The 25,446-nt window shown below is 58.0% G+C and carries 23 protein-coding genes and 1 tRNA gene; 11 read left to right on the top strand and 13 right to left on the bottom strand.

The window, feature by feature from the left end; all coding sequences use genetic code 11:
* Positions 1–73 precede the first annotated feature (73 nt).
* Positions 74–580: a G/U mismatch-specific DNA glycosylase gene (gene mug, locus AC4IBF_RS03085; protein WP_006812011.1), complete on the bottom strand. Its 507-nt coding sequence runs from the start codon at positions 578–580 to the stop codon at positions 74–76.
* Between the two features lie 124 nt (positions 581–704).
* Between mug and AC4IBF_RS03080 the strand changes: the two genes are divergently transcribed.
* Positions 705–780, top strand: a tRNA-Ile gene (locus AC4IBF_RS03080).
* A gap of 190 nt (positions 781–970) precedes the next feature.
* Here the strand turns inward: AC4IBF_RS03080 and AC4IBF_RS03075 are convergent.
* Positions 971–1,225, bottom strand: a complete 255-nt coding sequence (locus AC4IBF_RS03075; RefSeq protein WP_223580538.1) for a hypothetical protein — start codon at positions 1,223–1,225, stop codon at positions 971–973.
* 71 nt (positions 1,226–1,296) lie between these two features.
* On the opposite strand from AC4IBF_RS03075, the gene AC4IBF_RS03070 reads away from it, so the two are divergent.
* Both AC4IBF_RS03070 and AC4IBF_RS03065 read left to right on the top strand, forming a co-directional pair.
* The gene (locus tag AC4IBF_RS03070) at positions 1,297–2,007 is read left to right on the top strand and encodes a hypothetical protein (RefSeq protein ID WP_252093481.1); all 711 of its coding nucleotides are present in this window, start codon (positions 1,297–1,299) and stop codon (positions 2,005–2,007) included.
* An 803-nt stretch (positions 2,008–2,810) separates the two neighbouring features.
* Complete coding sequence (locus tag AC4IBF_RS03065; RefSeq protein ID WP_143345563.1) at positions 2,811–3,980, top strand: DNA repair protein; 1,170 nt, start codon at positions 2,811–2,813, stop codon at positions 3,978–3,980.
* Here the strand turns inward: AC4IBF_RS03065 and AC4IBF_RS03060 are convergent, their stop codons facing one another.
* A complete protein-coding gene (locus tag AC4IBF_RS03060; protein ID WP_133295164.1) occupies positions 3,981–4,745 on the bottom strand; it encodes a siderophore-interacting protein in 765 nt (254 codons plus the stop codon).
* A gap of 147 nt (positions 4,746–4,892) precedes the next feature.
* Here AC4IBF_RS03060 and AC4IBF_RS03055 point away from each other — a divergent pair, with 147 nt between their 5' ends.
* Complete coding sequence (locus AC4IBF_RS03055; protein WP_252093483.1) at positions 4,893–5,387, top strand: PadR family transcriptional regulator; 495 nt, start codon at positions 4,893–4,895, stop codon at positions 5,385–5,387.
* Here the strand turns inward: AC4IBF_RS03055 and AC4IBF_RS03050 are convergent.
* A complete protein-coding gene (locus AC4IBF_RS03050) occupies positions 5,384–6,943 on the bottom strand; it encodes a methyl-accepting chemotaxis protein (RefSeq protein WP_136195059.1) in 1,560 nt (519 codons plus the stop codon). The genes AC4IBF_RS03055 and AC4IBF_RS03050 overlap by 4 nt on opposite strands.
* 337 nt (positions 6,944–7,280) lie before the next feature.
* Positions 7,281–8,801 carry a methyl-accepting chemotaxis protein gene (locus tag AC4IBF_RS03045; RefSeq protein WP_143345566.1) on the bottom strand — a complete coding sequence of 507 codons (1,521 nt, stop codon included), beginning with the start codon at positions 8,799–8,801 and terminating at the stop codon, positions 7,281–7,283.
* Between the two features lie 436 nt (positions 8,802–9,237).
* Here AC4IBF_RS03045 and ygjG point away from each other — a divergent pair, with 436 nt between their 5' ends.
* Positions 9,238–10,617, top strand: coding sequence for a putrescine aminotransferase (gene ygjG / locus AC4IBF_RS03040; RefSeq protein WP_168708009.1), 1,380 nt, complete (start codon positions 9,238–9,240; stop codon positions 10,615–10,617).
* A 39-nt stretch (positions 10,618–10,656) separates the two neighbouring features.
* On the opposite strand, the gene AC4IBF_RS03035 is transcribed toward ygjG, so the two are convergent.
* Positions 10,657–11,259, bottom strand: coding sequence for a helix-turn-helix domain-containing protein (locus tag AC4IBF_RS03035; protein WP_252093484.1), 603 nt, complete (start codon positions 11,257–11,259; stop codon positions 10,657–10,659).
* 42 nt (positions 11,260–11,301) lie between these two features.
* Here AC4IBF_RS03035 and AC4IBF_RS03030 point away from each other — a divergent pair, with 42 nt between their 5' ends.
* Together AC4IBF_RS03030 and AC4IBF_RS03025 are read left to right on the top strand one after the other, a co-directional pair.
* A complete protein-coding gene (locus AC4IBF_RS03030; RefSeq protein WP_111964922.1) occupies positions 11,302–11,988 on the top strand; it encodes a B3/B4 domain-containing protein in 687 nt (228 codons plus the stop codon).
* Positions 11,989–12,000: 12 nt separating this feature from the next.
* On the top strand, positions 12,001–12,849 hold the full coding sequence (locus tag AC4IBF_RS03025) for a dihydrodipicolinate synthase family protein (protein WP_252093485.1): 849 nt from the start codon (positions 12,001–12,003) through the stop codon (positions 12,847–12,849).
* Positions 12,850–12,903: 54 nt separating this feature from the next.
* On the opposite strand, the gene lsrG is transcribed toward AC4IBF_RS03025, so the two are convergent.
* The 6 genes from lsrG to lsrA are packed head-to-tail and all read right to left on the bottom strand — an operon-like array spanning position 12,904 to position 18,589.
* Positions 12,904–13,197: a (4S)-4-hydroxy-5-phosphonooxypentane-2,3-dione isomerase gene (lsrG, locus tag AC4IBF_RS03020; protein ID WP_252093486.1), complete on the bottom strand. Its 294-nt coding sequence runs from the start codon at positions 13,195–13,197 to the stop codon at positions 12,904–12,906.
* Positions 13,194–14,081, bottom strand: coding sequence for a 3-hydroxy-5-phosphonooxypentane-2,4-dione thiolase (gene lsrF, locus AC4IBF_RS03015; RefSeq protein ID WP_491463145.1), 888 nt, complete (start codon positions 14,079–14,081; stop codon positions 13,194–13,196). Before lsrF ends, lsrG begins: the two co-directional genes overlap by 4 nt.
* An 11-nt stretch (positions 14,082–14,092) precedes the next feature.
* Entirely contained in the window at positions 14,093–15,094 is a 1,002-nt protein-coding gene (lsrB, locus tag AC4IBF_RS03010) for an autoinducer 2 ABC transporter substrate-binding protein LsrB (protein ID WP_115876313.1), read from the bottom strand.
* A 1-nt stretch (position 15,095) separates the two neighbouring features.
* A complete protein-coding gene (gene lsrD / locus AC4IBF_RS03005) occupies positions 15,096–16,073 on the bottom strand; it encodes an autoinducer 2 ABC transporter permease LsrD (RefSeq protein WP_143345570.1) in 978 nt (325 codons plus the stop codon).
* On the bottom strand, positions 16,074–17,105 hold the full coding sequence (lsrC, locus tag AC4IBF_RS03000) for an autoinducer 2 ABC transporter permease LsrC (RefSeq protein WP_111964928.1): 1,032 nt from the start codon (positions 17,103–17,105) through the stop codon (positions 16,074–16,076). It abuts the gene before it with no gap.
* On the bottom strand, positions 17,102–18,589 hold the full coding sequence (lsrA, locus tag AC4IBF_RS02995; RefSeq protein ID WP_143345745.1) for an autoinducer 2 ABC transporter ATP-binding protein LsrA: 1,488 nt from the start codon (positions 18,587–18,589) through the stop codon (positions 17,102–17,104). Before lsrA ends, lsrC begins: the two co-directional genes overlap by 4 nt.
* A 215-nt stretch (positions 18,590–18,804) precedes the next feature.
* On the opposite strand from lsrA, the gene lsrR reads away from it, so the two are divergent.
* The 3 genes from lsrR (at position 18,805) to AC4IBF_RS02980 (ending at position 23,597) form a co-directional block, all read left to right on the top strand.
* Complete coding sequence (lsrR, locus tag AC4IBF_RS02990) at positions 18,805–19,776, top strand: transcriptional regulator LsrR (RefSeq protein WP_003862617.1); 972 nt, start codon at positions 18,805–18,807, stop codon at positions 19,774–19,776.
* Positions 19,777–19,809: 33 nt separating this feature from the next.
* Positions 19,810–21,390 carry an autoinducer-2 kinase gene (lsrK, locus tag AC4IBF_RS02985; RefSeq protein WP_252093487.1) on the top strand — a complete coding sequence of 527 codons (1,581 nt, stop codon included), beginning with the start codon at positions 19,810–19,812 and terminating at the stop codon, positions 21,388–21,390.
* A 185-nt stretch (positions 21,391–21,575) separates the two neighbouring features.
* The gene (locus AC4IBF_RS02980; protein WP_491463144.1) at positions 21,576–23,597 is read left to right on the top strand and encodes an oxidoreductase; all 2,022 of its coding nucleotides are present in this window, start codon (positions 21,576–21,578) and stop codon (positions 23,595–23,597) included.
* An 82-nt stretch (positions 23,598–23,679) separates the two neighbouring features.
* Here the strand turns inward: AC4IBF_RS02980 and rlmG are convergent, their stop codons facing one another.
* Positions 23,680–24,816, bottom strand: a complete 1,137-nt coding sequence (gene rlmG / locus AC4IBF_RS02975; protein ID WP_491463143.1) for a 23S rRNA (guanine(1835)-N(2))-methyltransferase RlmG — start codon at positions 24,814–24,816, stop codon at positions 23,680–23,682.
* A gap of 83 nt (positions 24,817–24,899) precedes the next feature.
* Here rlmG and AC4IBF_RS02970 point away from each other — a divergent pair, with 83 nt between their 5' ends.
* Complete coding sequence (locus AC4IBF_RS02970) at positions 24,900–25,403, top strand: YgjP-like metallopeptidase domain-containing protein (protein WP_133295175.1); 504 nt, start codon at positions 24,900–24,902, stop codon at positions 25,401–25,403.
* Positions 25,404–25,446 lie beyond the last annotated feature (43 nt).

Below are 25,446 nucleotides of genomic sequence, written 5' to 3'. Positions count from 1 at the left end.
CGGGAGCTTTTTTTTGTTTATTCCCTCTCCCTGTGGAAGAAAGTCAGGGGTGAGAGCATCAGGCAGCAGGGGATTAAAGCCCCCGCACCATCAGCGCCTCATCAAGCTCCCTGTAGGCCTCCACCAGCTTATCCAGCGTCGCCCTGTTGAGCCCGCTCGGATTCGGCAGCACCCAGACCTGCGTCACACCGATAGTAATGTTCTGCTTACCCCACTTAGCGCCACGCTGGCTGAAAGCCTGCTCGTAGGCCTGCTTACCGAGGATCGCCAGCGCGGCCGGCTGATAGTCTTCTATTTTCTTCACCAGCTCACGCCCGCCGCTTCGCAGCTCATGGAGGTTGACCTCACTTGCCTGTACAGTCGGACGTTCGACCAGCATGGTAATTCCGCAGCGCGTGTCCAGCAGGTGCTGCTCCTCTTCGGGCTTGAGTAGCCTGTCGGTAAACCCGGCCTGGTAAATCACCTTCCAGAAGCGATTCCCCGGATGGGCGAAGTGAAAACCGGTGTGCGCCGAGGACTTGCCCGGGTTAATTCCGCAGAACACCACCCGCAGGCCAGGGGCCAGAATATCGTTGATCATCTTTACTCCCGCTGATACATCGTTATGGAAGTATAAAGGATTGATTATGCGTTGTTTATAAAAACAGCAGGCAGGTGCGAATGGCTGGATTGCTGCGGGGAGTTACTTTATAATTCACCGCCACGGCCCCTTAGCTCAGTGGTTAGAGCAGGCGACTCATAATCGCTTGGTCGCTGGTTCAAGTCCAGCAGGGGCCACCAAATTTAAGCTGTAGAATCATATGATTAAGCCACTCTCGCGAGTGGCTTTTTTCTATGTTACTGACAGCTGTCCTTTATCGTCCCCCTCCTTCTTAACTGAGCCCGTTCCCAGTCCAGACCCCACTGTATGATGCAGAGCACAACAGGTTTAACTTCGCCTCGACGACCACCTTGTGGGTCAGTTTTATGTTTAGCTTTTGTAGCGAGTGAAATGCCGGTAAATTTTTTTCGTTGCCAAAATGGCGAGTACGCCCAAGAGAATTGAAGCTAAGCCCAGGAAAATTAGTAAAGAAAGGAGATGACTGAACAAGCCACCAAAGCTTGTGAAATCACTCAATCGTGCAAACTGCTCCGGAGTAAGTACACGAACGACGATCTCTGGAATAGTTAGAAAGAAAATAATTACTACCAGAACATAAATTGCCACCCTACCGCTTTTTTTCATTATCTTCCTTGCCCCCTATGACAATGATGATCAATTATTGACAGGGTCATGTTACAACAAGGGAAATTACAATGGCAGACGGCTACGCAAAAATGAAGCTGCAATCAGAAAGGAATTTAGCTCTGGCGCTAACCAAAGCATTGCGAGAAATACAAGCCACCAATATGAGCACTATCGAAAATCTGAAGCTTGGTACACAGCGTTTAATCAACTATGGCTCGTGCTTGATACCAGACGATTACTATCGCAATGCCTGTCGCGAGCTAATAAATGAGGACCGCCGTCTAACATTAGCACTTGCTGAAATCTATAATCGAAACGATGTTGCTCTTGATATGGTTGAGATTTACTTTCGGAAAACTCTTAAAAGACTTGGAGAGCAAAAGAGTAGCAATCTCGCTGTCTTTCTTAAAAAGGAATTAGGCGATAAGGCTTATGAGTACGCCGAAAAATCCAGCAAACTAGCGCTGTCCTTAACTATTGCAAAACTGATAATCAGTAGTGGTGATTTTCATGAGTCGCATATCAGAATGGTCAATTCATTATCATCTATGTATGTTAACGGCGCCATAATCTATTCGAAAGCGCAGGTAGCTGCATTAGCGGCTAATAAGCTCAAATTCCAGGATTCAGCATATTATCAGGCCTTGTACCAACAGAATCTTGAGATGCTATACTTTCTTATTGAACCACAAATGACAAAAATAATTTATCAAGTTGAATCAGGTGGAAACAATGAGGAAATAATTGGGGATGCTTTATATGAGTTATTAAAAAGATGAAACGAGCAATATTATGGTTTCTGCAGTCCTATATTTATTACATCCCTATAGCACTCATCGTTGCTGGTGCTTATATATTCGCACGTTTCCTGCCTGACTATTTTGGCATTCTTACCTTTGCATGGATCATCATTGTTACCTATTTTTATGTAAAACATAATCGTTGGTTCTGATGGGAGCAGGGAAATCAACAACCCTCACGCGCGCAAAAAAAAAAGCCAACCCTGTAATCTCCAGGGGTTGGCCCTATCTTAAAGCCGCGACAATCTCACCATTTTAAACACGCACGCATGTCCAGCATAAATTCGTTAGAAACGATATGTGCCTTCAATCGATATACAGATGCTCAACCGGTGTGTAGCTAAGCCTGGATCTAACGTGAAATCAGATAATTTTACGCAAGCCGTATTCACGGCCAGGATTGTCCTGCCTGCTGCCTGAGTATTCCTTCTCTTACCCCCACATTGCCCGCCCCCCAAGACGGGAACTTGTATCCATCTGGTACCCATCTCTTTGGCCTATTGCCTAATCTGCAGATATTTTACCGAACCGTAATGCCTTTACTTGCGTATTTTGCGTAGGGATCCGCCTTGCTTTAGAGATTATTACCTTATATTTCAATTGTTTACATTCAACCTTAAAAAGCAACTCTCTTATTCTCCTGTTAAGCACCCATCTTCACACTCTGTAAATTCTAAAGAAATCCCCCATCGCGCCGATCATCATCCGTGTGTATTATTTCCTGTAGCTTTTACAACAACTAACCTTAACTCAAATACTTAAGCGCCAAAGCGAAAGGCATCATGAGCACACCGATCAAACGGCTAGAAATCATTAAAAATGCCATTGAGCTGGAAGATGACGACATCATCCAGAGCCAGCTGACACGCCTGAAAAATGAAGCGTTTGACGATGAGCTACAGGCAATCGTCGTGGCGCTTGAGGGAAAAAACTACACCGCGGCCATGGCGGCCATTACCGCCTGGCTGCAGGGCCAGCGCGCCGTGACCCAGTGGCGCGATCCGCAGGTGGCGGCCAGCAAGCTCGAGCTGAAGGCGCTGGAAGAGCGTCTGCGCGATCTGATTGACCGCCGCAACGCCCGCGTGCAGCAGCTTGATGAATTCAACGATCTCTATTTCTCTCGCCTCGGGCCGTTGATGCAGCAGATCCTCGCCCTGCGTAAAACCCTGGCCGAGCTTAACCTGCGTCGTCAGCAGGCGGAAGCGCGTCGTCGCGAGGAAGATTACCGTCGCTGCCAGTGCTATATGGCGCAGGCGGTGGAGGTGCTGACGACGCTCACCCAGCGCTGGCGCGATCTCCCGGCCGACTCCGTGCAGGCAGCCGAGGCGCGTAAACATCTGGAGCAGCAAAGCAATCTCATCGCCAACCTGCTGGCCGAAGCGCTGGAGCTGGAGAGCGGCTTAACGCGCGAAGAGGAACCTGCGCGTCAGGCGCGCGACGACGCTAATGAAGAGTACGAGAAATATCGCGAGCAGCATCACGATGCCGAAGTGCGGCTGCGCAAGGGCAAGGATCTTTCGGAAGAGGATCGGAGCGAGCTGAAGCGTCTCTGGCGGCAGGCGAGCAAGCTCTGCCACCCTGACCTGGTGGCGGACGACCTGAAAGAGGAAGCCAACGCGATGATGGTCCAGCTCAACCAGGCGAAGCAGCGTGGCGATGTGAAAGCCATTCGTTCGCTGGTGGCCCGCCTGCAGCAGGGCTTCGAGCCATTGATGGCAAGCGACAGGCTGAACGATCTGGAACGTATCCGCAAAAAAATGGCGCAGGTCCGCGAGCAGATCGACATTTTAGTGAATGAGCTGGCGGAGCTGGAGAAAGAGGAGTCCTGGCTTTTGGTCTCGTCGCTGAGCAATATGGAAGCGTACTTCGCTCAGCAGGAGAAAGCGCTGCACGAGGTCCGCGCCTCGCTCGAACATCAGGTGAGCGAAGCGCAGCTGGATTCCGCCGCGTGACTATTTGGCGTGCCAGTATGCGCTGGCACGCACCAGCTGAGGGTCAATCGCGTCGGTTTCAAACTGACGGCTCAGCGTTTTCACCACCTTCCCTTCCCCGGTCAGCCAGATAAAGTAATCGTCCCCCGGAACGGTCAGCGCAGCCAGATGATCTGCGACTGCCTGCTCGCTGTGGCCCACCACCCAGGTGATGTTGAACTCGCTCAGGTGCGCCAGATAGTCCTTATAGGATTCATCCCCAACCGTCACGACCGCGTGAACGTCCGGGCGAACCGGCAGTTGCGCAATGCTCTCTAAGCGTCGACGCAGCGCGGGCATGCCGGACTCATCGCACACGTACAGCTGCCAGGCGTAATCCTCCGGCACCACCAGCGAGCCGCGCGGGCCGCCGATGGTCAGCTTGTCTCCCGCTTTCGCCTCAATCGCCCAGCTGCTGGCAATGCCGCCGTCATGAATGAAGAAATCGAGAACCAGCTCATGATCTGCCTCATCGTAGAGCGGCGTATAGTCGCGCGCCTGCGGACGCACGCCGTCGCCCCAGTCGATGCCTTCTTCGGTAACCACCGGCGGCACGAACGTCGCCCCGGGTACCGGGAAAAAGACTTTGGTATGGTCGTCGAAACCGCGGGAGCTAAAGCCCTCCAGCGCCTCGCCGCCTAAAACAATGCGCTGGAAACCCGCGCTGGCGCGCTCAACGCGGAGCACCGTCAGCTCGCGAAAACGCAGGTCATTACGAACGCGCTGTGGGTAACGGGTAGTTGCCATTTTTAGCCCCTTCTCTGGTGAATACGATATATCTAAATCAATTTTCAAATGATAATGATTACTAATAAGTAAAAATGCAAGATCTTTTAGATTGCATCTGAATATATCTTAGATATAGTTTAGATATATCAAAATGAAGGGCATACTATGCGACACGAACATGAGGGCGGCGGGCGGCGGCCGCGCTTTTTCGGCCACGGCGATCTGCGGCTGGTGATTCTGGATATCCTGACCCGTAGCGCGAGCCACGGCTACGAGCTGATCAAAGAGATCGAGAACCTGACCCAAGGGAATTACACCCCGAGCCCAGGGGTCATCTATCCAACCCTGGATTATCTTCAGGATCAGACGTTTATCACCATTACGGAAGAAGAGAACGGTCGCAAGAAGATTGCGATTACCGCTGAAGGACAACGCTGGCTGGACGAAAACCGGGAACAGGTGGAACAGATCCAGGTGCGTATCAAAGCGCGTTCTGTCGGTTTTCAGCTACGCAAAAACCCGCAGATGAAGCGGGCGCTGGATAACTTCAAAGCGGTGTTAGACCTGAAGGTGAATCAGGGAGAGCTCAGCGACGCGCAGCTCAAGCAGATTATCGGCGTAATCGACCGCGCGGCGCTGGAGATCTCCCAGCTGGATTAAGCCGGTGCGTGCTCGCTCACGCGGAAGACGCGTACCAGCTCTTTCAGGTGCATCGCCTGTTCATTAAGCGATGCTGCCGCCGCGACGGACTCCTCCACCAGCGCGGAGTTCTGCTGGGTGGTGGCATCAATCAGGCCAATCGCGCTGTTAATCTGCGAGATACCTTCCGTCTGCTCGTGGCTAGCCTGGCGGATTTCCCTCAGAATCACGTCCATCTCTTCTACGTTGCCGACCATCCCGTTGATCAACGCACTCGCTTTTTCAACCAGGTTCATCCCGTCCTGGGTCTGGCTGGTAGAGCTCTCAATCAGCTCGCGGATTTCGCTGGCAGACGACGCGCTCTTCTGGGCAAGCTGACGCACTTCACCGGCCACCACCGCAAAACCGCGACCGTGCTCGCCGGCGCGCGCCGCTTCCACCGCCGCGTTCAGCGCCAGAATGTTGGTCTGGAACGCAATGGCGTCGATCAGGTCGATAATGTCGGACATCCGGTTGGACGTCTCGTTAATCAGGCGCATTTTGCTGGTCACCTGCTTCATCATCTCACCGTTGTTTTTGACCACCGTGGCGGCATCAGCCGAGAGGTTGGTCGCTTCCCCGGTATGCGAGGCGGTATTTTTCACCGTCGCGGTGATCTGCTCCATCGAGGCGGCGGTCTGTTCAACGGAGCTGGCCTGCTCTTCCGTGCGCGCGGCCAGATCCTGATTCCCGGCGACAATCTGCGCGGCTGCGCTGGAGATATTCTCCGAGCCGGTTTGCACCTGCTGCACAATGTCCAGTAGTCGCGTTTTCATCTCCATCAGCGCGTGCAGCAGCAGACCCGTTTCGTCTTTACCGTGTGGCGTGATGCTGCCCGTGAGATCGCCCTCAGAAATGGCTTTTGCAAAATGCACCGCCTCGCCGAGCGGACGAGTGATAGCGCGCACGATAAACCAGCCAATCAGGCTGCCTGCCCCGACGCTAAAGAGCGTGAGCAGGATCAACAGCAGGCGGTTAGACCGGAAATCCCCTTCCACCTGCGCGCCAGCGCTCTGCATCTCGCTGTTTTGAATGGTAATCAGCTCCTTCACCTTCGCTTTATAAGCCTGCTGCACGGCGAGGGTGGTGGTCATCATCTCCTGAATGGCGCCCGCACGATTGTTGTTCTGCACCGCCTGCAAAATGCGGTAGCGCGAGTCCAGATACTGCTGACGCACGCTGCGGATCTCCGCCAGCACCTGCTGAGACTTTTGATCCTGCAACGCGGTGTTCAGCTCTCCCAGGATCACCGTGATATGCTCGCTGATCTCTTTCAGGCGCTGCTGAGATTGCCCAGTGTAGGTGCCCTGCTCGTCCAGCAGCATCAGCTGTTGAGTGCTAATAAATTCCTGGAAGTTATCAATTAACTGGTTCGCTTTTACCGTGGTCGGATAATCACTGGTAATAATGGATTGCATCCCGTTATTAGCCCGGTTCAGACTCAGCAGAGACAGGCTCGCGCTTATCGCCATCAGGACAATAAAGAACCCAAACGCCAGAAATAATTTCGTGCCGATCTTTACGTCATGTAAGAACATATTTTCTCCATCGATGTGATTATTTCTCAGACGATCGCTGTTATCGGTAACGATTTCGCTAACTTTATGAGTTTGATCGTTTTTTTATTTCATAACCCACACAATGGATAGGTAGAGGCTATTAATATTGCCCCATTGATCGTTACCAGACCACCAGAGAGGCATTTTTCAAAATAGCCTTCTGGATAATTGACTTAGGCAGGGATAAATAACTGAGGCACTTTCTTTAGTTATTTAATATTAGATTAACAATAAAATACATTAATAGTCACAAGCAGAAAATAAAAAGCCGTTTATTCCTTACGAAATAAACGGCTTTTTTTGGAACATTACTGGCTCAATGAAGCACAGTCACCGCATCCTTGAGACGTCCGGCGCGATGCTTCACCATCGCAGAAATGTGTGCGCTCTCCTCGACCAGGTCGGCGTTTTTCTGCGTAATGCTGTCGAGTTCAGCCACCGCACGGGTCAGCTCAGAGAGTCCGGTTGCCTGCTCGGAGGTCGCGTGGCTGATCTGGGCGATAAGCTGCGTCACGTTTTTCACCTGTACCACAATATCATCCATCGTACGGCCTGCGGCATGCACCTGCTCAGAGCCGGACTGCACCTTGCTGGCGCTGGCATCAATGAGTTTACGAATATCATTCGCGGCACTGGCGCTGCGGCTGGCGAGATGGCGGACTTCGCCCGCGACCACGGCAAAACCTTTTCCCTGCTCGCCTGCCCTAGCCGCTTCAACCGCCGCGTTCAGCGCCAGAATATTGGTCTGGAAAGCGATGTCGTTAATCAGGGAGGTAATTGAGCCAATTCGCTGCGTGCTGTCGGCAATATCATCCATCGTTTTAACGACGGTCTGCATCGCATTGCCTCCTTTTGTCGCCGCGCTGCTCGCGGCCACGGAGAGTTTGTCCACCTCGGCGGCGGTTTCGGAGTTACTCTGAACGGATGCGGCCATCTGATTCATTGTCGCGACGGTCTGCTGCACGTTCGCCACGGTCTGACGGGTCCGATCGTTCAGATCTTCATTTCCCTGCGCCAGCCTGTCGCTGCCGTCGCGGACGCTAACCACCTGGCTCGACACGTCATTAATCAACCAGCGGCACATCAGGCCAAGCTGCCCTACCGCGCGCAGCGTCAGCCCCAGCTCGTCGCTGCGGTTCAGATGCTGCACGCTGTTGCGCTCACCGGTTGCGACCTTCAGCGCCTGTCGCGCCACATTCTCTACCGGGCGGACAATCTGTTGCTCAAAGAGCAGCGTCCCCAGCAGCATCACCACCGCAGCAGCAACGAGCGGCATCCACCCGGCGGAGGTCACCGCCAGGGTGGAGGCGAGTAGGGCAAAGAGCACCGCCATCACGCTGCGCACGCGCCAGCGCAGCGGCATAGCAGGCAGTTTGCCCAGCCAGCCTTTTCCAACCACCAGCCCCTTGTACACACGTTTCTTACAGCTCCCGTCGTTGAGCGCCCGGTAGAGCGGTTCCACGGTGGCAATCTCTTCCGCCGTGGCTTTGGTGCGAATGGACATATAGCCCGTGACCTGCCCGTGGCGCACCATCGGCACTGCGTTAGCACGCACCCAGTAGTGATCGCCGTTTTTGCGCCGGTTTTTGACAATCCCACTCCACGGTTCGCCCTGCTGCAGCGTGTACCACATATCGGCAAACGCGGCTTTTGGCATGTCGGGGTGGCGTACCAGGTTGTGCGGCTGGCCCGTCAGCTCATCAAGCCGGTAGCCGCTCACCTGCACAAAAGTGTCGTTGGCGTGAGTGATGTAGCTGTGGACGTCTGTGGTAGACATTAAGGTGGTGTCATCGTCCAGAGGATATTCATTCTGGGTGACATAGGTTGGAGAGGACATCGTGGGCATCCCTTGCAGGTTATTTGAATGTTAATTTTGTGGGTCAATGTTTTTTCGGCGGTAAACAATTTATCTTTAGTTGTTAAACTTGATGAAGATCGCAGATTTCACTTAAACCATACTTTTTGTACGAATTTATAATTCATTGATTTCAAATACTTTCACAAAGAAATTACCTATAAAGCATGACCAGTTAACGCCCACTTAAGTTGCAGCGAATGCACTTCTTTAGTGCAGTTGCGCTTTTTCGCCCCCATTTATCCTTATCTGTCCTGTACCGCTAAATCCCGTTTCGGTTGCTTCGGCATGATTAAATATTGTGCAACATTATTTTAACCTGGCGTTTATCCCGATTTTCATTAAGGCATCTGAAGTGGCGTAATCCCTGCAATACTTAAACCAGTATCATGTGATACGCGATCCCCGGGAGCACATTTTGAACAGGTTACCTTCCAGCGCCTCGGCTCTTGCCTGTACCGCGCACGCATTGAATCTCATTGAGAAGCGAACGCTCGATCATGAGGAGATGAAACAACTTAACCGAGAGGTCATCGATTACTTTAAAGAGCACGTCAATCCAGGGTTTCTGGAGTATCGCAAATCTGTTACCGCCGGCGGGGATTACGGAGCCGTAGAGTGGCAAGCGGGGAGTCTTAACACGCTTGTCGACACCCAGGGACAGGAGTTTATCGATTGCCTTGGTGGTTTTGGTATCTTCAACGTGGGGCACCGTAATCCAGTTGTGGTTTCCGCCGTACAGAATCAACTTGCGAAACAACCTCTCCATAGCCAGGAACTGCTCGACCCGCTTCGCGCCATGCTCGCGAAAACGCTGGCGGCCTTAACGCCCGGCAAACTGAAATACAGCTTCTTTAGCAACAGCGGCACGGAATCGGTCGAAGCGGCGATAAAGCTCGCCAAAGCGTACCAGTCGCCGCGCGGGAAATTCACCTTTATCGCCACCAGCGGCGCGTTCCACGGTAAATCCCTGGGCGCACTGTCCGCTACCGCCAAATCCACCTTCCGCAAACCGTTTATGCCGCTGCTGCCGGGCTTCCGCCACGTGCCGTTCGGCGACATTAACGCCATGCGCACCGTGCTGAGTGAATGCCGTAAAACCGGCGATGACGTGGCGGCGGTGATCCTGGAGCCGATTCAGGGTGAAGGCGGCGTGATCCTCCCTCCGCAGGGCTATCTGCCTGCCGTGCGTCAGCTGTGCGATGAGTTTGGCGCGCTGTTGATCCTCGACGAAGTTCAGACCGGGATGGGGCGCACCGGCAAGATGTTTGCCTGCGAGCACGAGAACGTGCAGCCGGACATACTGTGCCTGGCGAAGGCGCTTGGCGGCGGCGTGATGCCGATTGGCGCGACGGTTGCTACTGAAGAGGTATTCTCGGTGCTGTTCGACAACCCGTTCCTGCATACCACCACCTTTGGCGGTAACCCGCTGGCCTGTGCGGCGGCGCTGGCGACCATCAACGTGCTGCTGGAACAAAACCTGCCCGCGCAGGCGGAGCAGAAAGGCGACATGCTGCTGGACGGCTTCCGTCAGCTAGGCCGGGAGTATCCGGATCTGGTGCAGGATGCGCGTGGTAAAGGGATGCTGATGGCAATTGAGTTTGTCGACAACGAAATCGGCTACAGCTTTGCGAGCGAGATGTTCCGCCAGCGGGTGCTGGTGGCCGGAACGCTCAACAACTCGAAAACCATCCGCATTGAACCGCCGCTGACGCTGACGATTGAGCAGTGCGAGCAGGTGCTGAAAGCGGCGCGTAAAGCGCTGGCAGCGCTGCGGGTGAGCGTGGAAGAGGCGTAAAAAATCACCGGGCCTACCGGCGTTTGTAGGCCCGGTTTTTTAGCGGTGAAATTCCGCCACCGTCATGATGAAGCGAAGCACGGTATCGCCCTCATTGGCGTAGCCGTGCGCCGCTTCCGTTTTCGCCACAGCCGATGCGCCAGCGTTAACCTGGGTTACCGTCTCATCCACCGTCAGCGTTAAAACGCCTTCGTTCACGTGCAACAGCTCAAAGGTTCCCGCCGGGTGCCCCGGAGAGGTAAAACGCTCCCCCGGCTGCATCTCCCATTGCCATAACTCAATCATATCCGGGCCTGCCGTTCCCGCCAGCAGTCTGGCGCGTCCACCCTGTTCGCCCTGCCACAGCACCGGAATAGTCTCTTCTTCGATAACATGCACCAGCGGCTCGCTGGAGACGTTAACGATATCCGCCACTGAGATACCGAGCGCGGCAGCCAGTTTGCACAAGATGGCGATACTGGGGTTGGCTGCGCCCTTTTCGATCTCTACCAGCATGCCTTTGCTGACGCTTGCGCGGCGGGACAGCTCGTCCAGAGATAGCTTTTTCTCTTTGCGCCAGTTGCTTATGCGGTTCGCGACGGCCAGGCTTACCTGGGCAACATCGGCCCCGTGCGCAGTCATTATATTGACTTTATCAGTCATTGGTCACTACCATGGTATAAAACAGTCAATACAGGATTATTTATGTCTCTCGTTACGCCGTCAATAGACTCACGTCTTGCCGGGATTGCCCCAGGCTTTCGGGCGCTGAGCATTCTGGTTGAAGCTGCGCCAATTACCCACCCGGAGGTGGCGGCTGCCGCGCTGGCGCAGGCCTGCCAGCAGATGATTAATGATGATGTGCCCTGGGCTGATGCACACCTTTCAGGCTGGGATGAAGTGTTTAAAGCCTTCGGCGCGAAACCGAAACGCACGCCCTGCTCGGCATCCGCCCTGCGTAAGCGGGTCCTGAAAGATGGCTCGCTGCCGCCGCTGGATCCGGTGGTGGATATCTATAACGCGGTGAGTATTCGCTACGCCATTCCGGTCGGCGGAGAAAATCTCGCGGCTTATTCGGGCACGCCGCGTCTGACGCTTGCCGACGGCAGCGAGCCATTTGATACCTTCAAAGAGGGACAACCGGTGGTGGAACATCCGGAACCGGGCGAGGTTATCTGGCGCGACGATACTGGCGTCACCTGCCGCCGCTGGAACTGGCGCCAGGGGATACGGACGCGCCTCGATAGCCAGGCGCAATCCATGTGGTTTATTCTTGAAAGCCTGCCGTCGATGCCGCTTGCGGCGCTGGATGAGGCGGGAGATGAGCTGGTCAACAACCTGCAGCGGCTGATGCCGGGGGCCACGGCTCAGGTTCAGATGCTCACGCTGTAAGAGGACAACACGATGTTTTACGGGTTAAGCGCTTTTCCGTTAACGCCCCTGAAAGAGGGGACGTTTGACGAGCAATCCTTCATCAATCTTCTGCGCCCCGTGGTCGACGCTGGCGTGGATTCTCTGGGCATTCTCGGCTCAACGGGAAGCTATGCCTATCTGACCGTAGAAGAGCGCGGTCGGATCGCACGCTGCGCGGTGGCGCATGCTGATGATATTCCGGTCATCGTCAGCATTGGCGCACTCCGGCTGGACGATATACTGCGTCTGGCTGACGACGCGCAGGCGGCAGGTGTCTCCGGCGTGCTGATGGCCCCCGTGTCCTACCAGCGATTAACGGAAGACGAAGTGTTTAATCTCTATGAAACGGTGACCCGCCAGCTCTCCATACCGTTGTGCATTTACGATAATCCGGCCACCACCGGGTTTGCGTTTAGCGATGAATTATTATTTGCCGTCGCGGCCCTGCCGAATGTGGGATCCATTAAGCTTGGTCGCGTGCCGGAAGACCTGTCGCAGGTACGCGCCCGTCTTCCTGAGACAGTCACGCTGGGCATCGCCGGCGACTGGCGAGCGGCCTCTGCCCTGCAGGCCGGGTTTGACGTCTGGTACTCGGTGCTTGGCGGATTGTTCCCGCAAACAGCGCTGGCGATTGCCCGTTCGAAAGAGACTGCCCATTCCGAGCGGTTAGAGCCACTGTGGGAATTGTTCCGACGCTATGGCAGCTTACGGGTTATCGCGGCGGCGGCAGAGATGATGGGAAAAGTTGCTGCACCCGCGTTGCCGTTCCCGTTGCAGGCGGTTCAGGGTGAGCCGCGTGAAGCGCTCGCGAGATTACTTGCCCATCTGGAGCTGGTTTGAAAAATGCCGGGTGGCGCTGCGCTTACCCGGCCCTCAAAACTTTTATAACGCCTGTTACTCCGGCAACAACCCAACAAAGCTGCGCTTTTTACGCGGCTCCGACATCAGCTCCTCAAGCTTCTCCGCGCACGCCAGATAGTGCGGGGTTTGCTTATGCGCCAGTACCGCCTCTTCGTCTTTATAGGCTTCGTAGATAAAGAACCGGGTTTTTACCCTCGGGTCCTGCAATACGTCAAAACGCAGGTTCCCCGGCTCCTGGATTGCGCCCTCGTGGTTGGCGCGAAACACTTCCAGAAACTCGTCTACCCGCTCGGGCTTAATGTTGATCTCTACCAGCGTTACGTTCATTTTGCTTCTCCCTGTTTCTCTTCCTGCCAGAACTGGAACGCATCGCGGGCATTCCAGCTCTCGTGAACCACTTTTTTCACCGCCTTGAGCATGGCGAGCGGCGCGCTGGACTGGAAGATGTTGCGCCCCATGTCCACGCCGGACGCGCCCTGGTCTATCGCGCGCCAGCACATCTCCAGCGCCTCGTGCTCCGGCAGCTTTTTGCCCCCTGCGATAACGATCGGCACCGGGCAGCTGGCGGTCACTTTTTCAAAACCCTCATCCACGTAGTAGGTTTTGACGAACTGCGCCCCCATTTCGGCGGCGATGCGGCTGGCCAGCGAGAAATAGCGCGCGTCGCGCGCCATCTCTTTGCCGACGCCCGTCACCGCCAGCGTCGGCATGCCGTAGCGCGCCCCTGCATCGACAAGCTTGATGATGTTGTTGATCGACTGGTGCTCACACGGGCTTCCGATATAGACCTGCGCCGCCACCGCGCAGACGTTCAGGCGCAGGGCATCTTCCATCGCCACCGCCACGCACTCGTTGGAGAGTTCGCCCAGAATCGAGTTACCGCCGGAGGCGCGCAGAACCACCGGTTTGTTCGTCGCGGCGGGTACCTGGCTCCTGAGGATGCCGCGGGTGCACATCAGCACGTCGGTTTCACCAAACAGCGGCGCGATGGAGAGATCGATACGCTCAAGGCCAGTGGTTGGCCCCTGAAAATAGCCGTGGTCAAAAGCCAGCATCACCGTGCGGTTGCTGTTTGGGTTAAAGATGCGCGCCAGCCGCGACTGCATACCCCAGTCCAGCGAGCCGCAGCCCTTCAGCGTGAACGGCACATTCTGCTGCGGCGTGCCGATGCCAAAATCCTTACCGTCTTTGATGTCGTCTAAATCAGCCATTTGCTCCCCCGTCAGAAATCGTATTTGCTGATGTTCTCTTTGGTGAACACCACCCGCTCCGGCAGCAGCACGATGCCGTTGCCCTTCGCCTCATACTGGTAGCCCTGCACGCTGTTCGGCTCGACCTTCAGCGCCCCGATGTTTTTTACGTCCACGCTGTCGCCGACGTTAAGATCGCCTTTTTTAAGCAAACGATCGGCGACATTGACCGCAATTTTGCCCTGTTGCACCACGTCCCACAGGCCGAAGGCCTTCACCGTGCCGCGCTCAACGTACGGGCGCATCACGTTCGGCGTGCTGAAGCCGACAATCGCCACCCCTTCCCGCTTCAGGTTTTCCGCCGCCTGCGCCGCGGCCGGCAGCGCGTTGGCGTCCGGGGCGATAATCGCATCCAGATCCGGGTAGGCTTTTAAGATCCCTTCGGCGGTTTGCAATGATTTGGTGGCGTCGTTATAGCCAAACTGGGTCGTTACGATCTGCCACTGGGGGTGATCTTTCTCGATTTTGGCCTTCGCCTCTTTCACCCACTGGTTCTGGTCGGTGACGGTGGGGCTTGAGTAGAAGAACGCCACTTTGGCATTCGGTTTGGTGACCTGCTTGCCCGCCATCTCCACCAGCAGGCCGCCCAGCTGTTCCGGCGTCCCCTGGTTGATGTAGATGCTGCGGCACTCCGGCCTGGTGTCGGAATCCCAGGTCAGGACCTTGACGCCGCGCTGCATCGCGCGCTTAAGCGCCGGACACAGCCCGTCCGGCGACACGGCGGAGACGATAATGGCGTTATAGCCCTGGTTGACGAAGTTATTGATGAGCTGCACCTGGCCGGAAACGCTCGGCTCGGTCGGGCCGTCGTAGGTCACGTCCACGCCAAGATCTTTCCCCGCCTCTTTCGCGCCGTTGCCGCCGCTGGTGAAGAAGCCAACGCCCACCAGCTTCGGGATAAAGGCAATGCGGTCCGCCGCCTGCGCCGAAGCGAAGCTGAGGGCCATTGCCAGGACGAGCAGTTTTGTTTTCATCTTACGCTCCGGATAGTTTTCTAAAGAGAGATCGCACCCATTCGCGGTGCAGACTCAGCGAACGTCCCATCACCACCACAACCAGCAGCGCCCCTGACAGCGCGCTCGACACCTGATTGGGGATACCGACCATCTGTAAACCCTGCTGGAGATACCCCACCAGCAGCGCCGCCAGCGCCGTACCGACAACCGAACCTGAACCTCCGTAGATATTGGCTCCGCCGAGCACGGCGGCGGTGAGCGCGGGCATCAGTAAATCGCGCCCAAGATCCGAACGTGCGGAGCCGAAATAGGAGACCATGACCAGCGCGGCAATCGCGGAGGCAACGCCCACCAGGCCGTACAGCGCGTAGGGCATGCCGTTCACCGACAGCGCCGCATAGCGTGCCGCACGCGGATTTTGGCCAATCAGGAACAGATGACGGCCAAAGCGCCCCCGGTGGGTAATGAGCCAGAAGAAGACGGTGATTACCGCGAACAAGACCAATGGGATCGGCAGGCCCAACACCGTGAGGTTAGCGAACGCCGTGAAGCCGTCCGGGAAACCGCTGATTCCCTCGTAGCCCGTGGCCCCCGCCATGCCGGAGAGCAGCAGCGCCCCGCCGCCGTAGAGGTAGAGCGTGCCGAGGGTGATAACCAAAGGGCTGATGCCGGTGTAGTGGATCAGCGCCGCATTCATCAGCCCGCACAGCAGGCCGAGCAGCAGCGTCAGCGGAACGGCGACCGCCATCGGCCAGCCCGCCTGCATCATCACCCCCAACGCAATCGCGCACAGGCCGATGGTCGAGCCGAGGGAGATGTCGATCCCACCGCTGACGATCACCAGCGTAAGCGGCAGCGCCACAATGCCGATGCAGATGAAGTCGCTGGTGCTGAACAGCAGCATGTTGATATCGAGCATGCGCGGGTTGATGGCGCCGAAGAGCAGGATCTCCAGCACCAGTAAAATCAGCAGCGCGCTTTCCCAGTTAAGCCTCATTTACGCCACCTCTTTTTTACGTTTGGGAAAGGGGGTGACGTGCTTTCCCCCTCTGTTACCCGGCTGGAAGCGACCGTACTTCAGCGCCCGCTGATGCCGCGCCAGCGCCTGGCGCAGACGCCCGTCGAGCACCAGCACTCCCAGCAGCACCAGCCCGGCGATAAAGTCGTTCCACCACGCCGGGAGCCTGAACAGCACCAGCACGGTGTCGATTTGCGTCAGGAAGAACGCACCGAGCAGCGCGCCAATCAGCGTCCCCGTGCCGCCCAGCAGCGAAATACCGCCGAGCACGCAGGCGGCGATGGCCTTCATCTCCAGCCCGCTGCCGGTCTGGTTAGGCACAAAGCCAATCTGCGCGGCAAAGACGATCCCGGCGCAGGCCGCCAGCATGCCGTTCAGGGTAAAGGCGATCATGCGGGTGCGGTTCACCGCTACGCCCAGCTGGCGCGCGGCGGCGAGGTTATCCCCCACCGCGTAGAAATCACGCCCGAACGCGGTGCGCGACAGCGTCCACGCGCCTGTGGCCGCGATGGTCAACACCACCATGCCAAGGGGCGACACGCCGACGGCGGCAGGCTCAGAGAGGGATTTCAACCCCGGCGGCAGCCCTTCAATCCACTTTCCGCCCGTCCAGAGCAGCATCGCCCCGCGGTACAGCCCCAGAGTGCCGAGGGTCGCGACAATCGCCGGAATGCGCAGCCCCACCACCAGAAAACCGTTGAACGCCCCGGCCAGCGCCCCGATCGACAGTGCGAAGAGAATGGAAACGGGCAGGCTGTAGCCGCCGTTCAGCGCCACGCCGACGGCGATGGCGGACAACCCGACCGTTGAACCGACGGACACGTCGATATTGCGGGTCAGCATTACCAGCGCCGCGCCGATGGCCAGCAGGATCAGGATCTGCGAGCTGGCGAAGATCATCCCCAGCGTCTGCAGGCTGAAGTAAGAGGGATTCAGCGCCACCAGCACGGCGAACAGCGCCAGAATGGCGAGAAACGCGCTCAGCTCGCGGTTTTTCAGTAAGGTCTTCATGATTGCCCTCCGAACGCCAGCGCCATCATGCGATCGAGGCTGACGGCGTGGCGCGGCAGTTCGCCGCTGAGCACGCCCTGGTGCATCACCAGCACGCGGTCCGCGAGGCCCGGAAACTCATCGAGATCGCTTGAGATCATCAGCACCGCCACGTTCTGCGCCGCCACGCTTTTGATAAGCTGGTAGATATCGGCGCGCGCCGAGACGTCCACGCCGCGCGTCGGCTCGTCGACGATCAGCAATAACGGGTTGGCTTCCAGACAGCGTGCAAGCAGCACCTTCTGCTGGTTGCCGCCGGAGAGCGTGCGCACGGTTTGATCCGCATGGTTGAGCTTGATCCCCAGCGCTCGGTGATAGCGCTCCACCACCGCGGACTCTCTTTTCCGCTGCTGCCAGAGCGACGGCTCGTTCAGCGCCACGGTGTTCCAGCGGATCGGCGCGTCGAGGAACAGGCCGGACACCTGCCTGTCTTCCGGCAGGTAGACTAGCCCTTTTTCCAGGCGTGAACTTACCGGATCGCCGGCGATCTCCTGATTTTCCAGCCAGATGCGGCCCCCGCGCACCGGCCGCAGGCCATAAAGGGTTTCGGCAAATTCGGTGCGCCCGGATCCGACCAGCCCGGCCAGCCCGACGATCTCCCCGGCGTAGATCTCAAGGCTCAGCTCGATAAACCCTTCTCCGGTCAGGTCCTCTACCCGCAGCACCGGAAAATCCTGCGGCTGGGTGCGGCGGTTGCCCGGCAGCGCCAGCCACAGCTTTTGCGTATCGCTCAGGGATTTCTCGCGGCTCACCGGCGTCATGGCGGCGATCAGGGCGCTATCGTCAAACTGCGCGGTTTCGCCGCTCAGCACCACCGCGCCGTCGCGCATCACCGAGACGTGGCTCGACAGCATGCGAATTTCCGGCAGCTTATGGGAGATAAACACGATCCCGACGCCGAGTGCCTGCAGGGCGCGGATCTGACGAAACAGCCGTTCGGTTTCGCCCGGCGTGAGGGAGGCCGTGGGCTCGTCGAGGATCAGGATCCTGGCGTTGCGCATTAATCCGCGCAGGATCTCCACCATCTGCTGATCCGCCACCTCCAGGGTGCTGGCGGCGGCGTCGAGGTTGAGCTGGCAATGCAGTTGCTCAAGCTTCTCCTCCAGCCGCTTTTCCCGATCGCGTTCGCGCGGCAGGCGGAACAGGATGTTTTCCCGCACCGTAAGGTTGGGGAACAGCAGCGGCTCCTGCGGCACCAGGTAAATGCCGAGCCTGTGCGCCTGCACGGGCGTCAGCCGCGCATATGACTGCCCCTCGACGGAAAGTTCACCGCTGTCCGGCGTCTCGACCCCGGCGATGATCTTCATCAGCGTCGATTTTCCCGCGCCGTTTCCGCCCATCAGCGCGTGCACCTGGCCCGCAAGCAGCGTGAAATCAATGCCTTTCAGAACCGGCACGCCTGAGAACTGCTTGCTGATATTCCGCGCGTCGAGAAGTGGTGTCATCATCGCTCCGCTATTGAACAAATGATTTTTAGATTTAATAATGTTCAAAAGCGTAGACGGTGAACTATATTTACAACCGTGCAGGGATCACAGTTTTATCGATTGAGATTCAAATAAACCAGAAACGATCGAAATGATCCGTTTTGTCGCGTGGCTCACACTTTCCCTCCGCGTCATCACGAACATATGATCTAAATTTTTATAAGAGTTCAACTATGAGCGATAAACGCACTGCGGAAGAAGGAAGGTTTGCCGGGCTGGCGCTGGCGGAAGAGGAGCTGGTGGCGCGCGTAGCCTGGTGCTACTACCACGACGGGCTGACCCAGAACGATATCGGCGAGCGGCTCGGGCTGCCGCGTTTGAAGATTTCTCGCCTGCTGGAAAAAGGCCGTCAGTCCGGGGTGATCCGCGTGCAGATTAACTCCCGCTACGAGGGATGCCTGGCGCTGGAAACCGAGCTACAGCAGCGCTTTGGCCTGAAGCTGGTGCGCGTGATGCCCGCCCTGAATACGCCGCCGATGAACGTGCGGTTAGGCATTGGCGCGGCGCAGTCGCTGATGGGCGTGCTGGAACCCGGCCAGCTGCTGGCGGTGGGGTTCGGTGAAACCACCATGAGCAGCCTGCAGCACCTGAGCGGCTTTATCAGCTCGCAGCAGATCCGCCTCGTGACGCTCTCCGGCGGCGTCGGGCCATATATGACCGGTATTGGACAGCTGGACGCCGCCTGCAGCGTCAGCATGATCCCCGCCCCGCTTCGCGTGTCTTCCGCCGAAGTGGCCGGGATCTTAAAACGTGAAACCAGCGTGCGGGACGTGATCCTCGCCGCCACCGCCGCCGATGTCGCGGTGGTTGGCATTGGTTCGGTCAACCAGCGCCGCGACGCTACGATACTGCGCTCCGGCTATATCAGCGAAGGTGAACAGCTGATGTACGCCCGCAAAGGCGCGGTCGGCGACATTCTCGGCTATTTCCTCAATGCCGAAGGCGAATGCGTTGAGGAGCTGGAGATCCATAAAGAATTACTCGGCGTCTCGCTTGATGAGCTGGCGCAGCTGCCCACCATCGTTGGCGTGGCCGGCGGGGAAGAGAAAGCCGATGCGATTTATGCCGCACTGAAGGGTCGCCGTATCAATGGCCTGGTGACGGAAGAGACGACAGCCCGCGCGGTGCTGGCTCTGGCCAAATGAGAGCCCGCCCTGCGCTAACAGCGAGGCAAGCTCATGAGTTACCTTTTAGCGTTAGATGCAGGGACAGGCAGCGTTCGCGCCGTTATTTTCGATTTACAGGGCAACCAGATTGCCGTCGGTCAGGCCGAGTGGAAGCACCTGAGCGTTGAGAACGTGCCGGGGTCGATGGAGTTCGACCTCGAGACCAACTGGCAGCTGGCCTGCCGGTGCATTCATCAGGCGCTGTCGCGCGCGAATCTGACCGCGGCAGATATTCAGTCCGTCGCCTGCTGTTCAATGCGCGAAGGGATCGTGCTGTATGACCGCAACGGCGAGGCCATCTGGGCCTGCGCCAACGTCGACGCCCGCGCCAGCCGCGAAGTGGCCGAACTCAAAGAGATCCACGATGACCGTTTTGAATCCGAAGTGTATGAGGTATCCGGCCAGACGCTGGCGCTGAGCGCCATGCCGCGCCTGCTGTGGCTGGCGCACCATCGTCCGGATATTTACCGCAACGCCGCGACCATCACCATGATCAGCGACTGGCTGGCGGCGAAGCTCTCCGGCGAGCTGGCGGTCGACCCGTCTAACGCGGGCACCACCGGCATGCTGGATCTGTTTTCCCGCGACTGGCGTCCGGCGCTTCTCGACATGGCCGGGCTGCGCGCCGATATCCTCTCCCCGGTGAAAGAGACCGGTACCGTACTGGGTGCCATCACCCATGAAGCCGCGCAGCAGAGCGGCCTGCGCGAAGGCACGCCGGTAGTGATGGGCGGCGGCGACGTACAGCTGGGCTGTCTGGGGCTGGGCGTGGTTCGCGCCGGACAAACGGCGGTGCTGGGCGGTACCTTCTGGCAGCAGGTGGTCAACCTGCCGCAGGTGCGCACCGATCCTGAGATGAACATCCGCGTGAACCCGCACGTCATTCCCGGCATGGCGCAGGCGGAGTCGATCAGCTTCTTTACCGGGCTGACCATGCGCTGGTTCCGCGACGCCTTCTGCGCGGAGGAAAAGCTGATTGCCGAGCGGATGGGGATGGACACCTACTCCCTGCTGGAAGAGATGGCGAGCCGCGTGCCGGCGGGTTCCCACGGGGTGATGCCGATCTTCTCCGACGCGATGCATTTTAAGCAGTGGTACCACGCCGCGCCGTCGTTTATTAACCTCTCCATCGACCCGGAAAAATGCAACAAAGCGACGCTGTTCCGTGCCCTGGAGGAGAATGCGGCGATCGTCTCGGCCTGCAACCTGGCGCAGATTTCGCGCTTCTCCGGCGTAACGTTTGAAAGCCTGGTGTTTGCGGGCGGCGGTTCCAAAGGCGCCCTGTGGAGCCAGATTTTAAGCGACGTCACCGGGCTGCCGGTGCGCGTGCCGGAAGTGAAAGAGGCGACGGCGCTCGGCTGCGCGATTGCGGCAGGTGCTGGCGCGGGGCTGTTTGCCGATATGGCCTCGACGGGCGAACGGCTTGTGAAGTGGAGCCGCGAGTTCACGCCGAACCCGCGACACCGGGAGCTGTACGACGGCATGATGCAGAAATGGCAGGCGGTGTACGCCGACCAGCTCGGGCTGGTGGACAGCGGGCTGACGACCTCGATGTGGCAGGCGCCGGGGCTGGTGCGGGCAGCGGCGCCGTAAATAACGCCGGATGGCGCTACGCTTATCTGTTCTGGGGTTTTGTAGCCCCGGTAAGCGCAGCGCCACCGGGGAAGTTCTTTGAGATCTATCACAATCATTCGATCCCGCTTTTACCTTTCCGCTGCCGCTGGCTAAATTAGTAACTCATCCGACCACATAACAATAATTTTACACTGGAAGAGACTATGAGCCGCTACCCGTCGTTATTCGCCCCCCTCGATCTGGGGTTTACCACCCTTAAAAACCGCGTGTTGATGGGCTCGATGCACACTGGGCTGGAGGAGCATCCGGACGGGGCCGAGCGTCTGGCGGCCTTCTATGCCGAACGCGCCCGCCACGGGGTGGCGCTGATTGTCACCGGCGGTGTAGCCCCTACCCCTTCCGGCGTCGGCATGGAGGGCGGCGCGGTGCTGAACGATGCGTCGCAGCTGCCGCACCACCGCATTGTGACCGACGCGGTGCACAGCGAGGGCGGTAAAATCGCCCTGCAAATCCTGCACACCGGACGCTACAGCTACCAGCCTAACCTGGTCGCACCGTCGGCCATTCAGGCGCCGATCAACCGCTTTAAACCTCACGCCCTCACCCACGACGAGATCCTGGCGCTGATCGACGACTTTGCCCGCTGCGCGGCGCTGGCGCGTGAGGCGGGCTACGACGGCGTGGAGGTAATGGGCTCAGAAGGCTATCTGATTAACGAGTTCCTCGCGGCCCGCACCAACCAGCGCGACGACGAATGGGGCGGCGACTATGCCCGCCGGATGCGCTTTGCTGTAGAAGTCGTGCGCGCCGTGCGCGAACGTGCGGGCGCGGATTTTATTATCATCTTCCGCCTGTCGATGCTCGACCTGGTGGAGGGCGGCGGCACGTTTGACGAAACCGTGCAGCTGGCGCAGGCGATTGAAGCCGCAGGTGCGACGATTATCAACACAGGGATTGGCTGGCACGAGGCGCGCATTCCGACCATCGCCACGCCGGTGCCGCGCGCGGCGTTCAGCTGGGTAACGCGCAGGCTGAAAGGGAAAGTGTCTGTTCCGCTGGTCACCACCAACCGCATTAACGATCCGCAGGTGGCGGACGATGTGATTTCGCGCGGCGATGCCGACATGGTGTCGATGGCGCGCCCGTTCCTGGCCGATGCCGAGCTGCTGTCCAAAGCGCAAAGCGGCCGCGCGGATGAGATCAACACCTGCATCGGCTGTAATCAGGCATGCCTGGATCAGATCTTCGTCGGGAAAGTGACCTCCTGCCTCGTCAACCCGCGCGCCTGCCACGAAACCAAAATGCCGGTGATCCCGGCGACAGCGAAAAAACGCCTGGCGGTTGTCGGCGCAGGGCCTGCGGGCCTGGCGTTTGCGGTCAATGCCGCCTCGCGCGGGCACAGCGTGACGCTGTTTGATGCGCTGGGGGAGATTGGCGGGCAGTTTAATATCGCCAAACAGATCCCCGGCAAAGAGGAGTTCTACGAAACGCTGCGCTACTACCGCCGGATGATCGAGCTGACGGGCGTCGAGCTGCGGCTTAACCAGTTTGTCAGCGCGGCGGATCTGACTGATTTCGATGAGGTGATTCTGGCGAGCGGGATCGTACCGCGCACGCCTGCGATCGAGGGTATCGATCATCCAAAAGTGCTGAGCTATCTCGACGTGCTGCGTGACAAAGTACCGGTTGGCGAGAAGGTGGCGATTATCGGCTGCGGCGGGATCGGCTTTGATACCGCCATGTATTTGAGCCAGCCGGGCGAGGCGACCAGCCAGAACATTGCCGAGTTTTGCGTCGAATGGGGCATTGATACCAGCCTCAGCCAGTCCGGTGGCCTGCGCCCGGAAGGGCCGCAGCTGCCGAAAAGCCCGCGCCAGATCGTGATGCTGCAGCGTAAGGCCAGCAAGCCGGGCGAAGGGCTGGGCAAAACGACCGGCTGGATCCACCGCGCTACCCTACTCTCGCGTGAGGTGAAGATGATCCCGGCTGTCAGCTACCACAAGATCGACGACGAGGGGCTGCACGTCACGATCGGCGGCGAGCCGCAGCTCTTGCGCGTGGATCATGTGATTTTATGTGCCGGACAGGAACCGAAGCGGGATCTGGCCGATCCGCTGCGCGAGGCCGGTAAAACAGTGCATCTGATTGGCGGGTGCGACGTGGCGATGGAGCTGGACGCGCGGCGCGCGATTGCGCAGGGGACGAAATTAGCTCTGGCGATCTAGGGCATTGCCCGGTGGCGCTGCGCTTACCGGGCCTACAAAACCGTAGGCCTGTGCAAGCGAAGCGCCGCCAGGCAAAACAATCTTAACGACGACGTCCCAGCTTCACCGCCTTCAGCACCACGAACTTATTGTTCGTCGCAATGGTGACGCAGTTGCCGAAAATCTTCTTCAGCTTGTGGAAGTAATCCAGGTGGCGGTTGGCCACGATGTACAGCTCGCCGTTAATCTTCAGGCAGCGGCGCGCGTGGTGGAACATCTCCCACGCGACGTTATCCGTCAGGGCGTGCTTCTGGTGGAACGGCGGGTTGCAGAACACGGCGTTGAAGCGGAAAGGCTCTACGCCCGACAGCGCGTTGTTGATCATAAACTCGCAGCGGTCCAGCGCGTCCGGCATATTGGTTTCAACGTTCAGACGGCTGGAGGCCACCGCCATCGGCGATTCGTCGCTGAACACCACGCTGGCCTCCGGGTTCTTCGCCAGCAGCGTCAGGCCAATCACGCCGTTGCCGCAGCCCAGGTCGACAATCTCTCCTTCCAGATTTTCCGGCAGATGTTCCATAAAGAAGCGCGCGCCGATATCCAGACCGGTGCGGGAGAAGACGTTCGCGTGGTTGTGGATGGTCCAGTCGGTCCCTTCCAGCGTCCAGCTCAGGGTCTCTGGCGCGTCGGCCAGCTCCGGCGCGCTGAAGGTGCAGTTAATCAGGCGCGCTTTTTTCCACGCCAGCGTGGTGGTGGTTGGGCCGAGGACCTTCTCGAACAGCTCCAGCGTCGAGGTGTGAATATCGCGCGCTTTGGCACCCGCGATGATACGGGTTTCTGGCGTCACGACCTTACGCAGCGCGCGCAGCTGCTGCTCCAGCAGCGCCATGGTTTTTGGCACTTTGAGCAGCACCACGCCCGGCGCCTGCGGGTAGTCCGCGGTGCTGTCGAGGAACTTCACGCTGGACTCTTCGATGTCGTTATGGCGCAGGTTTTCACGCGTCGCCAGCTCGCTTAAGTAGGAATCGCCGATGCTGTACGGCGTGTGCTCCGCCAGGGCACAGCCCAGCGCGCCGAAGGCGTCATTCAGGATCAAAACCGGGCCGCGGATTTCAGTCTCATCCAACTGTTGCAGCAGATATTCATCCGCCGCTTCCCACGCCTGAAGCGGGTTAACGTCGTCCGTTTCCGGGAAACGTTTAAGGTTGAGTGAACGGAAACCGTTGTCTAAGTGGCTCATCGGCCCTCCTGAATGGTAAAATTTGGCGTATCCCTGAAAAGGGTGCGTGAGTATACCCGTTTTCGCATTAATTTGGGCTTTTGATGAACCAACTTACTTATCTCCAGGGCTATCCGGAGCATTTACTGACTCAGGTTCGCAGCCTGATTGCCGAGCAGAAGCTCGGCGCAGTGCTGGAAAAACGCTATCCCGGCACCCACGATTTCGCGACCGATAAGGCCCTCTGGCAGTATACGCAGGATCTGAAAAGCCGGTATCTGAAGAGCGCGCCGCCGATCAACAAGGTGATGTACGACAACAAGATCCACGTGCTGAAAAACGCGCTCGGCCTGCACACCGCCGTCTCCCGCGTGCAGGGGGGCAAGCTGAAGGCCAAGGCGGAGATCCGCGTCGCGACGATTTTCCGTAACGCGCCGGAAGCCTTTCTGCGGATGATCGTGGTGCACGAGCTGGCACACCTGAAAGAGAAAGAGCACGACAAAGCGTTCTATTCTCTGTGCTGCCATATGGAGCCGCAGTACCACCAGCTGGAGTTTGATACCCGTCTGTGGCTTACGCATTTATCGTTAAATGGTAATGCGGAATAGCGCACGCGAATTGTCATGATGACGTGCTACAGTGGCTAAAGGT

The organism is Enterobacter sp. Taxon_8, from assembly GCF_058354585.1.
This window is presented reverse-complemented; position numbering and strand designations above follow the sequence as displayed.